Origin of the sequence: Cohnella suwonensis (assembly GCF_042655365.1) — a bacterium.
GTDB classification, from domain to species: Bacteria; Bacillota; Bacilli; order Paenibacillales; family Paenibacillaceae; genus Cohnella; species Cohnella suwonensis.
Genome location: NZ_JBHSMH010000021.1, coordinates 60,665 through 77,863, shown reverse-complemented (window position 1 = coordinate 77,863; position 17,199 = coordinate 60,665). Strand labels below are relative to the sequence as shown.

General features: G+C 51.6%; 10 protein-coding genes. 2 read left to right on the top strand and 8 right to left on the bottom strand.

From position 1 onward, the window contains the following. Positions 1-7: 7 nt before the first annotated feature. Positions 8-1,771 (bottom strand): dockerin type I domain-containing protein, encoded by a 1,764-nt coding sequence (locus ACFPPD_RS09015; protein ID WP_209749604.1) that lies wholly within the window; start codon positions 1,769-1,771, stop codon positions 8-10. Positions 1,772-2,169: 398 nt separating this feature from the next. Here ACFPPD_RS09015 and ACFPPD_RS09010 point away from each other — a divergent pair, with 398 nt between their 5' ends. Next, positions 2,170-3,984 (top strand): helix-turn-helix transcriptional regulator, encoded by a 1,815-nt coding sequence (locus tag ACFPPD_RS09010; RefSeq protein WP_378081925.1) that lies wholly within the window; start codon positions 2,170-2,172, stop codon positions 3,982-3,984. A gap of 165 nt (positions 3,985-4,149) precedes the next feature. Here the strand turns inward: ACFPPD_RS09010 and ACFPPD_RS09005 are convergent, their stop codons facing one another. After that, positions 4,150-4,743 carry a YhcN/YlaJ family sporulation lipoprotein gene (locus ACFPPD_RS09005; RefSeq protein ID WP_209749605.1) on the bottom strand — a complete coding sequence of 198 codons (594 nt, stop codon included), beginning with the start codon at positions 4,741-4,743 and terminating at the stop codon, positions 4,150-4,152. A gap of 210 nt (positions 4,744-4,953) precedes the next feature. Here ACFPPD_RS09005 and ACFPPD_RS09000 point away from each other — a divergent pair, with 210 nt between their 5' ends. Next, complete coding sequence (locus ACFPPD_RS09000) at positions 4,954-5,934, top strand: ketoacyl-ACP synthase III (RefSeq protein WP_209749606.1); 981 nt, start codon at positions 4,954-4,956, stop codon at positions 5,932-5,934. A gap of 203 nt (positions 5,935-6,137) precedes the next feature. Here ACFPPD_RS09000 and ACFPPD_RS08995 read toward each other — a convergent pair whose 3' ends face one another. The 6 genes from ACFPPD_RS08995 to ACFPPD_RS08970 all read right to left on the bottom strand — a co-directional run. Continuing rightward, entirely contained in the window at positions 6,138-11,318 is a 5,181-nt protein-coding gene (locus ACFPPD_RS08995) for an Athe_2463 domain-containing protein (protein WP_378081959.1), read from the bottom strand. A gap of 121 nt (positions 11,319-11,439) precedes the next feature. After that, positions 11,440-12,681 (bottom strand): S-layer homology domain-containing protein, encoded by a 1,242-nt coding sequence (locus tag ACFPPD_RS08990; protein ID WP_209749608.1) that lies wholly within the window; start codon positions 12,679-12,681, stop codon positions 11,440-11,442. Between the two features lie 178 nt (positions 12,682-12,859). After that, positions 12,860-13,597, bottom strand: coding sequence for a glycosyltransferase family 2 protein (locus ACFPPD_RS08985; protein ID WP_209749609.1), 738 nt, complete (start codon positions 13,595-13,597; stop codon positions 12,860-12,862). Further along, positions 13,594-14,661 (bottom strand): glycosyltransferase family 2 protein, encoded by a 1,068-nt coding sequence (locus tag ACFPPD_RS08980; protein ID WP_209749610.1) that lies wholly within the window; start codon positions 14,659-14,661, stop codon positions 13,594-13,596. Before ACFPPD_RS08980 ends, ACFPPD_RS08985 begins: the two co-directional genes overlap by 4 nt. A gap of 3 nt (positions 14,662-14,664) precedes the next feature. Continuing rightward, positions 14,665-15,492: a glycosyltransferase family 2 protein gene (locus ACFPPD_RS08975; RefSeq protein WP_378081920.1), complete on the bottom strand. Its 828-nt coding sequence runs from the start codon at positions 15,490-15,492 to the stop codon at positions 14,665-14,667. Positions 15,493-15,699: 207 nt separating this feature from the next. Beyond that, on the bottom strand, positions 15,700-17,199 hold a 1,500-nt coding region (locus ACFPPD_RS08970; protein ID WP_378081917.1), incomplete at its 5' end, for a WIAG-tail domain.

Sequence of the window (17,199 nt, the reverse complement as noted above, 5' to 3'; positions counted from 1 at the left end):
CCCCCCCTTACTTTCCTGAGTAAATTTCCAGAATAAGCTTCGCGTCCGCGGCGTCGACATCCCCGTCGGCGTCCATGTCCAGCGCCTGCTTCTGCTCATCCGTCAACGTCATTTTGCCTTTTACGTATTTGCTGATCATCAGCGCGTCTGCCGGACTGAGCACCCCGTCTCCATTTCCGTCGCCTTTTACAATAGGCTTCTTAACATTGACGCCGGCTGTCTTCTCATCCGTTATCGATGTATCCGTCCAAACGCTGCCGTTCCACGTTTGCTTCGTGAACGTCACTGTCACCGTGTAGCTTCCCGCAACCGTCGTCGTATAAGTCGACTCGTAATTGCTTCCGTTCAAGCTGTACGTTCCCGTTTTCCCGCTCTCCGTCGAAGTCCAGCTTGCCGGAATATACCTCTCGTCCCCGCTCACCGCTCCGATCGCCGACTGCCGATCTCCCGCCGCCGTCAACGTCACCGAACCGCCTGCCTCAACGCTCGCCGGACTGGCGCTGACACTATTGTTCGTCTCGTCGGCTGCCGTCGACCCCGGCAACATGGCCGCTCTAAGCTGATAGGCGTTTCCGTTTTGTTCCGACCATACCGCAAATAAAGCGTTGTTGAATGCGTACAGATTGGGGAAAGTTGCATATTGGGAAGAACTTAGATTCAATCCGCTTATACCGTTCCCGTCTGCACTAGTCCAACTCGTACCATCGTATTTTTTGACCCGAATTTGATCGGCGGAACCGTTATTTTCATACCACGCCGCATATAAAGCGTTGTTGAATACGGCCAGATTAGGAGAAGAGGCCGCTATGGAAGAATCCACATTCAACCCGCTCGTCCCGCCTCCATCCGCGCTTGTCCAACTCGTGCCGTCGTATTTCTTAACCCGAATTTGGAAGGATGCCCCATTATGTTCTTCCCACGCCGCATGCAGGGCATTGTTATATACGATCAAAGTTGGATTTTGTGCGCCGTTTGCAGAAACCACATTCAATGCGCTGCCTCCGTCTGCATTTGTCCAGCTTGCGCCGTCATACTTCTTGACCCGAATTTGATAGATAGTGCCGTTATGTTCACGCCACACCGCATATAAAGCGTTGTTGAATACGAACTGTTTGACATCTAAAGCATTTTTCGAAGAATCCGCGTTTAATCCGCTGCCGCCGTCCGCGCTTGTCCAACTCGTCCCGTCGTATTTCTTGACCCGAATTTGATTGACGGTTCCATTGGTTTCATTCCAAGCCGCATATAAATCATTGTTGAAGACAGCCAGGTTGAGATTTTCTGCTTTTTTTGAAGAATCCGCATTCAGCCCGCTGCCGCCGTCCGCGCTTGTCCAACTCGTTCCGTCATATTTCTTGATCCGAACTTGATACGCGGTTCCGTTAAATTCTGACCAGGCAACATACAAAGAGTTTTTGAACACAGACAGATTGGGCATTGTCGCATTTTTCGTCGAATCTACATTCAATCCGCCGCCTGTACTTGTCCACACCGTTCCGTCGTATTTTTTTACTTGAACCTGATTTCCGTTTCCGTTATTTTCCAACCACGCGGCATATAAAGCATTGTCGAAGACGATCAGACTGGAGGAATATGCGCTCCATGAAGGATCCGCATTCAACCCGCTCGTACCTCCGCCATCCACCATCGACCAACCGGATGCTGCCAAAGCCCTGTTATTGCCGATCATTAGTTGTATTACGACAACAACAGCGAGCAAGACCCCCAATGCTATTTTCTTGTCCGATGAGCTAAGCAGTTTTCGTTTCATCGTTTTCCCCTTTCCATTCTCGTCGATTTCTTTCTCTTTCCGACAAAATTTGACACGTTCTCTACTCCAATTTTAAAGAAAACTCCTAAAATTCCTATTACACGAAAGTGTACTTTTCTTGGCTCCGGCTCTCATCCGGCGGCATCAGGCATCCGATATATGGGGTACAAGCTGCATAAACCCATGGAAGGTGACCTCACATCAAGAAATCGCTTACGATCGGACAGCAAATTCAACATGCGGAACGGCATTACTTTACGGGGCGCACGGACGAGCTTCGTATCGCTCATGAATTTCTCTATGGAAACGAACATCGAAAAAGAGTGCTGAACATTCACGGGACAGGCGGCATCGGCAAAAGTTTTCTGTTGGATGAGATTGATCGAAGAGCAGCGGACATGAGCGTTCCGTTAATACGCGTAGACAGCAGGGACTTCCATCACAGCCCCTTCGCTCTTGCGCGCGCGATCATCTTTGCTTCTAGGCCTTTTCGAGATCCGAATCCATGCGACGAAGGTTCAAACTGCGTCGACATCGTCAACGAACTCGCCCGACAACACGGACTGGCCGTCATTGCCTTCGATACCTATGAAGAAATGAATGATGTCGATGCTTGGATTCGGGATTTTTTCGTCTCCGGGCTGGACCAGAGCGTCCGAGTTCTCATTGCCGGCAGGAAGCCCCTTGCCGGTAGCTGGATCGCCTCGCCGGCGTGGCGTCAAATCTTACAAGCCTTACCGCTTAGCCCATTCGACCGCGAGACGTGCATGAAATATATCCAACGATTCGGAACATTGGAAAACGTGCGGGCCGACGACATCTATCGTTTTACGCAAGGACATCCATTAACGTTGTCGCTCGTGATGGCCTTATCGCCGTCGGAACGGCCAAAATTCGCAAAATCAGGGCGAAGCGGAGAACCGGCTCATGCCTTCGCGGAGATTGCGGCCGGTTGGCTGCGCGAAGTGCCGGAAGAAATCCGGCATTTGATCGAAGCGGGGTCTGTGGTGCGCAGTTTTAATAAGGAGCTGCTGGAGTGGCTATTGTCCTGTACCCTTTCCTCTTCAAGCTTTGATGCGGTTACCCGGCTTTCGTTTATGCGATTGCATCCAGGGAACGGCTGGGTCATGCATGATTTACTGCGTCATGCGCTCGCGAATCATTTGCAAAACAGCTCGCCCGAGTACTACGGCAAGCTGATGGAACGAAGCGCCCGATACTACCTTCGGCAGCTTGACCAATCCGAGCTTACGGACGACTCGTTCGTCATTACGAACCTCTTCTATATTTTGGGCGGTTCCGTCATGCGCTCGAATTATTTGGCAAACACGCCCGAGAACGCGTGCTATGTAGAAGAGGTCCGTCGCGACAATGTCAAAGAAATGCTACAGTACATGGAACAGCGCCGGAAAAACAGCCAAAATTACCGCAAAATGTTTTGGGACGGCAATCACCATGAACTCATGGCCGCTTACGAGCAAAAGCTGCTTCCGCTTCTGGAGCCGCTCGAAATACTCCCGTTAGGCCGCGATACGATCCGCATGGTCAAAAACCATTCCGACGAAATGATGGGCGTATTCGTCACCATCCCGATTCATCGCGATTCCATTGCCTACTTAAGCACGTTTCCGACCACTAAAAATTATTTTCAAGTACTATCGGCCAAGGAGTTCGAGGAACACCGTTCCCCTCCCGATCAACCGGCCGGTTGGTTTATCTTCCACGCTGAGACCCGCAAAGATGCGGATCATGGCGTGGAATCCGAGATTTCCCGCTTGCTTATGAATCTCTCCTCCAAAAGGAAAATGATATTATTTTCGACTCCGCTCGAAGAAAATTGGCGAATCGCCAGTCGCCTAGGCTACGAAGAAGTCGAAGGGGCGGCCCATTACCTTTATGGCGAGAAGTACCCGTCGCGGACATTCCGTTTGGATTTGCGCGGACGGAAATTGCTCGAGTATTGCGATGCGCTGATTCGGAATGCTTTCCCCAACAAGCCCATGCCGGCTGCCGGAAGTTTCGATTTTTCGAAGAGAGAACAAGAAGTAGCAGCCCTCGTTATGGAAGGCATGTCAAACCAAGAGATAGCCGCAAAGCTGTTCATTAATGAAAACACCGTGAAAAAACATGTAAGCAAATTGCTGAATAAAGCGGGAGCGAGGTCGAGAACACAGTTGTTTAAACGATTGACAAGCCCTGCGGCGAATCGGTAAGAAATCTCGGATTGTGCAAAGTCATGGGTCGTAATGCGTGATTGCAAAAATAGGGCAGTCGCAGCGTAAAAAGCCGCAAACGGCAGGTGTGTCACCTCGCGTTTACGGCTTTTCGCTGTCAACTAATTGGCGTCGCGGCCGACGATCGCCGATCGTATTCGGCGATTAGCGGTCCCGGCTGCCGGATGCCGCGGGAAACACCCGCTCGACGAGGGCGTTGAACTCGCTGAGGAATCCTTGAAGCGGATGCCCCATGCGCACGTCGGCGGCATAGCCGGCCATCCGGCTTTCGAACTCCGGATTCGCGGACACGTACACGTTCTCGACCGTCGGCGACGACGCTTTGACCAAGTCCGCGATTTTGTCCTTCCGCGCTTGCGTCGCGTTAACGCTGTTCGTTTTCGTCGTCCCTCCGGCTTTCTCTTTCACGGCGACGTATGCGTTGTTTTCCGTGATCATGACGTATGCGGAGTCGATGCCGGGCATTTTGGCGATTTTCGCGGCGACTTTCTCTCCGAGTTGAAGATTCGAGTTGCCGTGCATACCGACGATGTTGTTGTTGATGCGCTGGTTGCCGTCTATCCGGTTCCGCTCGTTATCCTGGTCGTTCGCGAACCTCATCTGCTTGCCGTTACCGACGGCGTTCGGCCGTATGTTCTTGTTGCCGAGATCTCCCGTCTTTTCCATGCATCCCGATAGCGCGATTGTCAATCCTATTAGCATGCACGTCATCATCGAGCCGGCTCGTTTAGCCTTCATTCGTCGTTGCCCCCTTGTTCGATAGCTAGTCTTGAAATCGGCGACGTTCGCCAATGCATAGCTTGCGCTCCGGCATTCCGGAATATGCGCGGCGAATCGAATCGGAAAGGCCTTTGTTCGTCTTGACAGAATCGGCGAATGGCGTTAGATTATAAGCAACAGATACTAATACCTGGTACTAAATCCACACACCAAAAGGAAGTGATCGCCATGAGCACCGCCACCGTTAACGATCGTAAAGACGCATTCGTCTCGAATGCCCGCATCGCGGCCATCGGCAGTTACGTTCCAGAGGCGACGATCACGAACGTGGATTTGGAGCGGTTGGTCGACACGAACGATGAGTGGATCGTTCGCCGAACCGGCATCGAGGTCCGCCATCGCGCGGCGGAAGATCAGACGACGAGCGATCTGGCCGTCGCGGCCGTTCGCAATCTGCTTGCCCGGTTCCCTCTCGTCCTCGCGGAAGAGATCGACGCGATTCTCGTCGCCACCACGACGCCCGAGCGTCCGTTCCCTTCCGTCGCCTCTCAAGTGCAGACGGCGATCGGCGCCAAGCACGCGTTCGCGCTCGACGTCAGCGCCGCTTGCGCGGGCTTCGTCTCGGCGCTTCAGCTCGCGAACGGACTGCTGTTGTCCGGCGCGTACCGCAAAGCGCTCGTCATCGGCGCGGAGACGCTGACGAGAATCACCGATTACGCCGACCGTTCGACTTGCATTCTGTTCGGCGACGGCGCGGGGGCCGTCCTTCTGGAAGCGGCGGCCGAAGGCTCGTTGCTCGCGGCCAACGCCGACACCGACGGTTCGGGAGGCTTGCACGTCTATTGCGACCCGGGAGCGAAGATCGTCCAGAACGGCCGCGAAGTATACAAGTGGGCGCTCACCGTCGTGCCCGAAGGCGTTAAAGATTTGCTGGAACGCGCCGGTCTTCCGCTGGAGCAGCTCGACTGGTTCGTGCCGCACAGCGCGAATCTGCGCATGATCGAAGCGATCTGCGAGCGTCTCGGCTTGCCAATGGATAAAGCGTTGCAAAGCGTTGCCTTGAACGGCAATACGTCGGCCGCGTCCATCCCGCTCGCCTTGGACGCCGCTTACCGCGAAGGCAAGCTGGCGGCAGGCCAATTGATGGCGCTCTACGGCTTTGGCTCAGGTCTGACGCGCTCCGGCCTATTGCTCCGCTGGACGATCTAATCGATCGGAACGGATCTAACGCGATTCCGATTGTCGCGTGAATAACTCCGCCAGTCCGTCCGGTCATCACCCGCAATCGGGCATGGTTGGACTTGGATACTTACTCGTCCGGAAGGCGAATTTAAGCAGGCAAAAAGCGCCCGTTCTTTCGTCTCGGGACGAAGAAAACGGGCGCTTCCGGTTTCGTTGCCGGCTGGCGGCGGTTATTGAACGCGATGAACCGAAGCGTACTCGTCCACCGTGCCGCGTATTTCGATCGGGACGACGGACGTTTTAACGACGCCGTTGCTGTAAGTCGCTTGGAAAACGAACGAGTAAGCGCCCCCGGGCAGTTCTTTGAACACGAGATTCGTGTCCGCCTCCCGCAACAGGCCGCGCCAGAACAGGCCGGCGCCGACCGCGCTTAATGCTTTCCGGAGCTCCGGGGACGCCGCGGCGACGACCGACGTCGGCTTCGTGCCGGACGAAGACGTATCGGTGACCGTCGCTTCGAGCGCGAACACCTCTCCCGCCCAGAACACATTCGGCAGCCGCGGCGAGTCCGGGTTCTTCCGGTTATATCGTAGCCGGTTGAGCTCCCACGCTTCGGTATGGTTTACGTACCCTTGCACGCCGAGAGGCCGGACGAGAAACGTCTTCTCGCGAACGACCGGCGCGGCTTTGCCGTCGCTGATCGTCATTCTGGCGGTCCACGTTCCGGCCGCCGCCGCTCCGGTCGGCAGTCCGTAATCCGGGCCTACGGTCGCCGGGTACGGATAGACGGCGGGGAAAACGCGATCGTAGGCTTTCGTGCCCGCGGGATCGGTCAGCTCGTAACGTACGGTCAACGGAGCGCGCTCTTTATCCCCCAATCCGACGGGGCGAACGTGGAGCGCGTCGCCCTCGAAGATCGGCATCGCCGAATCGTTCGCGTCGTACGAATACAGCTTGAAGTCTCCGAATGGCGGCGTATTATGAATGAGTTCGATTTGCATCGTCTTCGTTTCCGAATTGCCGTTCGGCGTCCGTGAAGTCCATTCGAACGTATACGTGCCGTCCGGGATGGCTCCCGTAGGCGTGAAGGGCGCGCTCCAATTTTGCTTGCCGGCGCCGATGACGGAGGTCACCTGCCCGGTTAGCGTAACCGTGCGTTGGAACGGCTGGCCTTTGAAGGCGACGACGGTCGTCTGGCTCGGATACTCCGTCGTGCCCGCCGCCAGCGTCACCGGGTAACCGAGAACGATCGTCCCTACGGCATCCCCTTCAGGAGAGACGACAGAAGGCGCGAGCCGGATCGGCGTCAATACTTTGACGCTGAAATCCTTGTACGCGTTCGTCCCGTTCGAACCGTTCGCTTGGATCCGGTACGAATACGTCCCGTCGGGCGTCGTCGCCGGAATCGTCGTATTGTAGTCGTTCCAATCGACGTCGCTGCCGGTTTTCGTTCCCGTGAAGTACGGAGCCGTTTTATTGATATGCGATCCCATCGTAAAGTTCAGATCGACGGAAAACGGGAACCGGGTCCACAACTCGTAGGCGGTTACGCTCTCGCTGGCCGGCACGCCCGTGGAGATGGCGAACGCCGCATCCGTTGCTTTGAGCTTCGCCTCGAGCTGCGGCGGTGGCGAGGCGGCTAACGAGAAATCCAGCACGAACGGATCGCTCCAAGCGCCCTCGACGTCTTTCACCGTATATTCCAAATGGTACGTTCCCGGAGCGAGCTCGTCAGGAACTTTGTAATACCATTCCCCTTCGAAGCTATAACGGATCTTACGGTCTACGATCCCTTTCTTCACCGGGTCGCTAACGTTGTGATCCAGATCGTACGATTTGTCTACCCACTTCGTTCGATAGCAGCTGCAGCCCGTATCGTACGTCCAATCGAGCGTTGCTTGAGCGATCGGTTTCCGATGGACGAGGAGGGTCGTTACCGCTTCGTTCGAGTAGTAGCCGTATTTCGCCAGTTTCGGATCGGGGGAAGGAAGGTCCTTTACCCGTCGATACACGTCGTACTTCCCTGTCTGACCGAACTTGCTTTTCAACGTTTCCGTCGTCCAGCCGCTCGCATCGTATTCGCTTATCGCGAATGCGGCTTGACCGGTCGGATGATCGAAATAGCTCTCGTCGTGGACGTACATCGTTTGCCGCTGAACGATCGGGTCGGATTCCGGGTCCGATTCTTCCGTCAACAAGCTAAAGCTTTCGTCGACTTGGACGATCTGGCTGGCCGACGGGGGATTTTTCGAAGCAATCAGATCCACGATACTTTTGACGAGCTCTTCGATTGGTTGACCGGTGTTCTTGATGTGTTCGGCTGGGCTTGATTGAGCCTTAATGGCATCCGATCCGACCAAGATGATCGATGCGTCCGATAATCCCTTGATCTTGTTAAAATCGGCCAAATCGTTCACGATGCCATCGGAAACGTAAATCACGTATTTGACCGATGTCGTCCGCGTAAACGGATTGGCGAACGGCTGCCTCACGTCCTTGTAAATCGTGCCGGAGTAATAACCATAATAATTGCTGACCCAACGCCAATCGTAGACGTGAAACGTTGTCTCCCACGTTTTTGTTACCGTCCCGGAATAAGAGCACGTCCTCGTCCAGTTGAACCCCAAGTATTTGCCTTTGCTATCGTATACGCCACTGCTCGAATAATTGTAATTGCAGGACAACGTGCCCGAATATCCGCTGCCGTCGCTATAAGAATACGTGCTATCGCATGACGTTGGGTCGTTCGGTTGTCCGGCTGCAACGAATCCGCCCACGGAACACGATGCAGACGCTCCATGGCTATCGGAATTTGTTTTCGTTTCGTCGTGCCCGAAATCGACGTTGGAGCCGTTATCCGTCAAGCTATCGCGGTTAAGCGTGCCGCAATAGCCGCTACTGCAGAAATAATAAGTAGATGGTGGGTAACTCGTTCCGGTGTTGTAAACCGTCGAAGAAGGCTGACTGTACGTGTACGTATGCATGTCCCAGACGTTTACTTGAGGATCCGTCCCCGTTTGCCTGAGCATATTGCTAATCGTTACTCCGTTACCGTTCAGGTAATCGATCTTAGATTGGGCCAGATTCTTGTCGGCAAGGAAGTACGTATCCACCTGAGCGCGAGTCGCGGGCACGTCCGTATAAATATCGTTATACGGAATATAGTTATCGATCTCGAACTCGAATTGCTTCGTAGTGGAGCGTTTGTCCGCCGGCGCGAGGTATTCCGGGAACGACTCTTGACCGAAGGTTTCTTCGACGGTAACGACGATCCGATAGTTGCCGAGCAACGAAGACGGCGGTTTATACTGGGAGATCGAAGCGACGCTATCGAATGAGTCGATGAGCCGCGAATACGTCTCGTCTCCGTCGGCGTCGTAATAGACCTTAAAGCTTTGATTCGTAATGATATCGCCGTCCGTGCTTACCGGATCGTCGAAAAGCGTCAGCGCGTCTTCCCTGCTGATCTGACTCGAATACGGATAGAAGACGACTGCCGGGTCCTCGTCGCGCAATACGCTGAACGGCAGAACGTAAGGGTCCGAAGTACGCCCGAGCGCATTCGTGACCGTAAGCGCGAGCTGATACCGTCCCGGTTTTTTGAACATGAATTCTTTGTGCCGGGTTCCGTCCAGCGGCAGCACTCGATCCGCAAGATCGCTATCCTCGAGAGCTATCCATGACCACTGCCAATCGTTAAGCGGGTAAGCCGCTTCGACGAAAGGATCGATCGCAAGCGCGGACGTGTCGTCTACCGTCCATTTCCGGTTTTCTTTGAACAATCCGCCGTTTAAGAGGAACTGCGCGCGCGGCATCGTGTCATGGACGTTAACCCATTGCGTTCTCTGGCAGCCGGGATCGTAATCGGGCGGAACGAGCGGATCCGCGGACGGGAATGGCGTCCACTGAACCATTATTTGATGTATCCCGTCCGCTTCGTCTCCGAAAATATAGTTTCCGGCGAAGAAGTCACTGTCATTGATGGGGATACCATCGATCCAAACTCGTCGTGATTGAACCTTGCTTGCGTCAGTGGAGTCCGAGGGACTATATTTCACGATATCGAACGCATCCTTCGGGATCGTCGCCACGCACGACAGCATCTCCGGATAGTCCGGAAGCGGAACGCGTCCGGGCTTGTCCGTGATAATCGGCAGTACCGTCTCTCCGAATCGAATCGTGTACGTATAGTTGCCGGCATCGAATGTCGCAGACGGGTTTGGCGATTCGTAGTGAGCTTCGGCATGAAGCTGGATGACGACCTGATCGTCTTTGGTGAAATCAGCTTTGTTGAACGTGATAGCCTGATCGGTAAACCGTCCGATCTGACGGCCGTTGTCGAAAATGACTTGACCGTTGGCGTTCGTCTTGACCGTCTTCGTCGTCGGCGTTCCGGCCACGTTGTAGGTAATCGTAAACTCCCAATACGAGACGTCGTTTCGCGTATAGTATTCGAGCTTCCGGAAAGGATCTTTGTACATCACGTCCTGGTCGCCCAGGTCTATTTTACGATCATCATGGATGATGGAGTCAAATGAAAATGCCCATTTCCACGTGGTCGGCGCCTTCGTCAGATCCACTTGGGTCTGCAAACTATCGCTAGATAGGATGTATTGCTCCTTCAGTTTATCTTTGGGCTTGATGGTCGTGGATTTCAGACCCGGTTTCTTCTTGCCGGAAAGCTTGTCCAATGTAAACGATTGATACCATACGCTACCGTCGTTGTTTTCATGAAACATTCGCCCCTGTCCGCCGGCCCATACGGAAGGGACTTGCTCCACATACATGTAGTCGAATAGATGTCTTGATGTTTTGGATGTATTTTGGTCTTTTGGGGTACGGTTTTTGCTTGAGGATTCGATGATTCCGCCGTTGAAGTAATCGTTTTGGACGATTTTATCGAATGTGTTTATAGCTTGTGGTCCCGCACGATAAACATCTTCTGCTCTATTGAAGTTTCTACCAAAAACTGGTGTGAAACTGTTTGGTTTTTGTCGATTTCCTTCAGTCAAATTGCTCTCCCAAGGACGATACACCCACTTCATTAAGCTGGGACTTGTTCCGCTTTTCGCATCGTCTAAGAAATACGGATTGGTGTATTTACTCCCATTCCGATCGTATCCATAATAACGATATTCCCCTCGCTCTCCGTTCTTCGAAAAATAAGGATGTGGTGGATCGATACTGGTTTCCGTATTCTTACGCTCATCGCCATCAAGCGTTTGCCAATTTTCCTTAAAATCATTGCTTCTCGTGTTCAGTTCTACAATGGTCCCATAAGCAACAACACGTAGGTCATCAAACAGCTTTTGATTAAATGATTTAATCGAGCCATCAGACAACAAACGAATACAAATATCGAAACCTGGAGGCGGTTTCAAATTTGCATTCTTTTGAATACATTGCGCCATGTCCATACTAGCAGCTTCAGCCGGTTCAGGACCTAATGGCATAACTATCGATACAGATAGTACCATTAACAAGAAGAAGAGAACCTTTTGATTTCCCTTCAATTTCATAGACTTCCGCACCTTACATATCACTGTATGCACCAATGGAGATCAACAAAAATTTTCTCCCCGTAGAAGTGATAAGAATATCTCGATGCTCGAATGTTTTTTTGAGATTGACTTGATAGGCATCTCGGCTTGATACAACAGCAGTGTCAATCAGTTTTTTTACCGGATCCGGATCCTTATATATCATCGCTAACATTTCATTCAATGGTTTGGAAGCCCTCTCCGCAAAACCGGAATTTGTTCCCAAAGAAATCGTATAATTGTTTCCAGTAAAACCAAAATTCAAATCATCGTAAATGTTTTGATCATTGAAGTCTAAATAGAAGTTTTGTTTAAATGCTTTTTCCTTCATTTCATCATTTTGATAATACCCAAGATGCGCAAATGCACTATCTGTTACGCCAGCAAATGAGGATTGAGAAGACCGAAGAGTATCGTATACTTTTTTCATTTCAGCATTTGCAAAAACAAAGACCCCATCATCATATCCTGGGTTTTTGACCATCGAGTAAGGAACTCCAGTCAAGTTAACCTTCGCAGGGCTGCGCTTGGAAGCGTCAGGCAACAAGGATACGATTTTTACAGCTTCAGCGCGCGTAATAAAAGCTGTTGGATTAAAGAAGCCATTATTACCCGTCATGATCCCCCGAAGTGCAACCTTGGATATTTCATAGCGAGAATAATCGTCCAGCGCCCTGCTCAAGTCCTTAAAGAACTGCGGCCCGGCAACTTTTGCATAATCATCACCAATAGGCCCACGGAAGTAACCATCTAACGTATTGATCATCCAAGCCGCACGCTCTCGAGTCAGATTCTCATTAAACCTGCCATCGTATTGTTGTTCACGAATAACTCCCAGTGCTTTTGCACTTTTCACGTAATTGATGTACCAAGGCGATCCTTGCGTAAAACTAATACTCGGATCATAAAGACTATCGATCACCCAATCGGGAACAAGCGCTACCTGCGCCTTCGCCCAATAAAGTTTCCCGCTCTCGTCCTTCTCGGCCATAGAGAGAAACATCATCTGCAAAAACTGCGCAACGGTTACCGGATCGTTCGGTTTAAAGGTTCCGTTCGGAAACCCTTTGACGATCCCCTTCTCGACGGCCTCCATTACATAGGCATAAGCCCAATGCGTTGTCGGCACATCCTTAAATGCAGCAGAAGTTACCGCTACCTCAACTGCGCCAGCTCGCATAGGAATTACTGAAATAAGCACCGCCACCAACAAAATCAACAAACCTTTTTTCACGAATAAACGCCCCTTTGCTCAATTAGGATCAACGATTACTTGCCGAAGGCAATAAAAAAGAAAGCAGGCCCTCGTCGTCACAACGTTTGCGGGTGCTTCCTCGCATCAATATCCAATATTTAGATAATTTATTATATAAACAACATTCTACGCTCGTCAATAAGTAATTTGTAAAAGATTAAATAAACGACCCTCGATCCAATTGCCATTTATCCATAAACAATTGGTAATTTCGATCCGCCAGCGAATGTTGATCTTGAATGCCTTCTTGCCGAAGGACGGCACTATCCTCATGATAAATTAAAGTGTCATGGCAAATGAGCAGACTGTACCCTCCTTGCCTCGCGCGAAGGCAATAGTCATTATATTCAAAATGTCCAGGGGTAAACCGCTCATCAAGAAGGCCGATTTTGTCCATGAGTTCCCGCCGAAACACGAAGCAAATACCGGCGACTCTTTCGACCCGTTTCCACTTAACCGGATTGGAAACATTTACTTCCTCAGCGATTCTTTGAAAATCATCGATATTCTCAAAAGGATATTGGACCTGCTGCGATCCGATCGCATAGTTGGTTACCGGACCGACAATTCCGACATCAGATCCGCTATATAGCGCCGCGGTTAAATTACTTAACCATCCGCGCGTAACCAATGAATAGTTATTCAGTAGAACCAAGGTATCCCCGGATGAAAGCAACAGGCCTTTGTTGCAAGCAGACGAAAACCCTTTATTTCGCGAGATGGAAATAAAAGGGATTTTCTCTTTCCGGCACCATTCTGCTGTTCCATCTGTTGATGCATTGTCGACAACAATAATTTCGTAGGGAATGTCGGTATGCTTGCGTATGGATAAAATACAGCTTTGCAGAAAATCAAGCTGATTATTAGTTGGAATAATGATCGAGGCTCTCTTCATCTTTCCCAGTCCCCCAGAACACTTCGATTACGGATCGAATCGGCAAAATTCAATCTGCTGCCCTTGGCAGTCATGGCTTCCCGCCACGCTTCGACATGATCCCCCGCTATTCTTCTCCATTTCTCGCCGGAAACCATAGGCTTGCGATTGACACGGGATTTCACCGAGCCGCCGACACCGATACGCAAACCTCTTAGAATAGCCGTTGCGTGCGCTTTGACCGGTACCGAAAGGGTCGAAACCCCTATCGTATCGAGCGCATTTCGGGAAAGGGCAAAAGGCAACGACAATAAAGAATTGGCTCTTAAATCCTTGCGGTTTAAGCTTCTATTCAAGAATTCACGGAAAAACTCGGTCCCCGCTCTTTGATTAAACAATCCCATTTTTGTCGAAATGTCATTTAACGCAATATCCATGCGGCTGTCGCATTCCCATAGGAAACGTGCCAGATTTTCCGCATTCACAGCGAATTCCCCATCGACGAACAGAAGCGTATCCGCACTAGTCAGCTTAGCACCCAAAGACCGTTCGACGTCCGGATCTATCGCTTCGGGAAAATGGGCAATCAATGTATTGCTGTAACTCCGCACATGGGAAAATGTTTCGTCCGATGCGTTATGAAGCACAACGACGATTTCTTGTAGGGGTAATGCGCTTAGTTCTTTTAGAACGCTTTGCAAAGTCTTCGTATGACGGCTGGCGCAAACGATAGCGGCGGCGGTGTTTCGGAGAGGCACCGGAACCATTTTTGTATATACGCCGGCACCTTTCATAAAACCGGATGTGTACTCCTTACCTCTTTGGAGAACAACCTTCCAATCCGCCCCCTTCCCGGCATCCTCCTTATGAAAATATCGGCTCCATTTCTTATGAGCAGTTTCTTGCAGCCGCTCCCGGATATTGCCAACCGTTTCTTTTTCGCGCCACTTTTTTCCATGTTTTACACCATAATTCCGATCTCGCGAAAGCGCATTTTTCGCATGAATCTGGCTTGGGGACATAAGGCGGCTGAACGAGGAGGTACGTATATTTCTACTGTTCCGATTGCTTTGCCTTTTATTCATCCATTACCTCACCATCCATCGTTGACGGTCTTCGTCTTCATATCCGCCCCGGGAATCCGTCTTTCTCAACCACCACTGAATGGCCTCCAAATGATCTCCCATAATTAACGGAGCCAAGGAATGCTTGCGCTCTCGTTCCTGACGCATTGGATTAAGCTGTCCGACATTCACGTGAATGACCCGACGGACATTCAACCCTGCAAAGATGGCCATCGTGTGCGCCAAGGGAGGAACGGACAATGCGGACGTGCCGATGATATCAAGCGCTTTGCGACTTAGCGCATGAGGAACCGCTGTAATGGAAGAGCCTTCTAAATCGGGTCGGCCGAGCAACTGGTTTAAAGCATGCTTCGCAAGAACGACGCCGTGAACAGTAAACTTCTTCACCGGACCGGAATAATCGTTTAATGCAACATCCGCTCCTTGGGATATGGAATTAACGAAAGCTCTCAGTATAGCTGCAGGGATGACCATGTCAGCGTCAATGAACAATAAGATGTTTCCCTGCGCTTCCCTTGCTCCTATCGATCTTCCTACATCATGACCAAGCGGACTTTCATATACCAACACCTTCGCGCCGCTTTTTCTGGCAATTTCCAGTGATCCGTCAGTTGAACCGTTAACGACAACAATGACTTCCGTTTTGGGATGCACTCGGGAGGCTTCCTCCAGAACTCTTCGCAACGTTTTTCTTTCATTCATGACTGGCACAATAACGGAAACGACGGGAGAAGATTCTTGTCCGGCAGGAGTGTCGATGATGGGTCTTTCCTTATTGAACTCTTGCTTTCCTTTCAACAATCGTCGCGTTAACTTGCTCCGGCCGGACAATCGGGAACGTCTCCGGTTTTTCCGGAACTGGTTCGCCATTCCATCCCCCCCTCAGACTCGGGCAACGGTATACATGATATTGTATGTGTGATGTATCAATCCGTAACGGCATATGTACTGTTTTAAGCTCGTCATCGGCAAACCAAAAACGGCACCGACAAATTCGGTGCCGCTAGCGCTCATTTCTTAAATGACATAAGGGAATGATTAATCCTTTTTTGTCCCAATTGCAATCCATTGAATATAGCCTATAGGCTCCGGTCCGAGGCGTGTACGGATGATTTCCAGCTCCGCTTCATGTGCCTGTTTGCAGCCGAGAACGCATCTGCAGGAAGGATGGTCCGACATTGCAATCAAGATGTATGAATCATCTGCGAATGGGGATGAGAAGGAAACGGTAAGCTTGATTGTTTCCATTGCGCCTTGAAAAGCATAATGTTGGCTCCCGAAGGCGAGGGAGATTCCTGGCAATTGAGCCGCCATCGGAAAGAATGCCAACTTCGCCCCGCTGACGCTTCCGTCGGCGAGATGCTCTGTCGTCACGCTGCCTGCACCGAGATGAGCGTCATTGTCTCTTGGTGAGGGCCTTACCACTGAATCTTGCCGTGTTTGCTGTAATTGCGTCAGCAATTGTTGCACCTCTGTCGAGAGCTTCGCGCTGCTCACGCTGCCGTCGGCGAGATGCGACTCCGTCACAACCTCATCATCAAGATGTCTGGAGGTAATAATTTGTTCTCCTAGGTGATAGCCTTGAATGGAACGCGGGATGATGTGCGAGGAGCTGACGCTCCGTACGGAGATCTTCTCTGCGTCAACCGATCCCGCGGCCAATTGATCCGATCCGATGCTTCCATTCTGCAACTTCTCTCCGGTAATAGAGCCGTTGGCAATTTGCTCGGTTCCGACTGCACCGAAAGCAAGCTTCTCGGCAGTAACGGAATGATCCTGCAATCGATCTTCGTTGATCGGACTTCCTGCTAAAGAGATAAACTCGAGAAGAGAATAAGAAAGATTGTCGGGGTTTACGGCACCCTGTGCCAGCTTTAATCCCGTAACCGAACCTTCCGCTAGCTGCTGCCCTCCGACTGAACCTTTGGCCAACTTCTCCATCGTGACCGAACCGTCCGCAAGCTTTTCTTCCGTTACGGCTCCGTCCTGCAGATGAACCGAACCGACCGCATTCGGTTCCAGCAGCTCCGCATCGATCCGGCGTTCTCCCGTCTTGGTCAAATCGAACAAATCGGGCGCCAGGTGCGATATTGAAACCGCCCCTTTACTTAGATGGAAACCTTGCACCGATTCCGGCTTCAAATGATCGCCGCCGATGCTTTCCAGCTGCAAATGCGCACTGCCGACGCTTCCGGCGGACAGGTTAAGGGAGGTCACGCTTTCCTCTGCCAGCTTCTCGGAGGTTACCGCGCCTTTTGCAATGTTTAGTTCGCCCACGCTATCGGCTGCCAAATGAGCGGTGCCTACGGCTCCGTCCTGCAGATGAACCGAACCGACCGCATTCGGTTCCAGCCGCTCCGCATCGATCCGGCGTTCTCCCATCTTGGTCAAATCTAACAAATCGGGCGCCAGGTGCGATATTGAAACCGCCCCTTTACTTAGATGGAAACCTTGCACTGATTCCGGCTTCAAATGATCGCCGCCGATGCTTTCCAGCTGCAAATGCGCACTGCCGACGCTTCCGGCGGACAAGTTAAT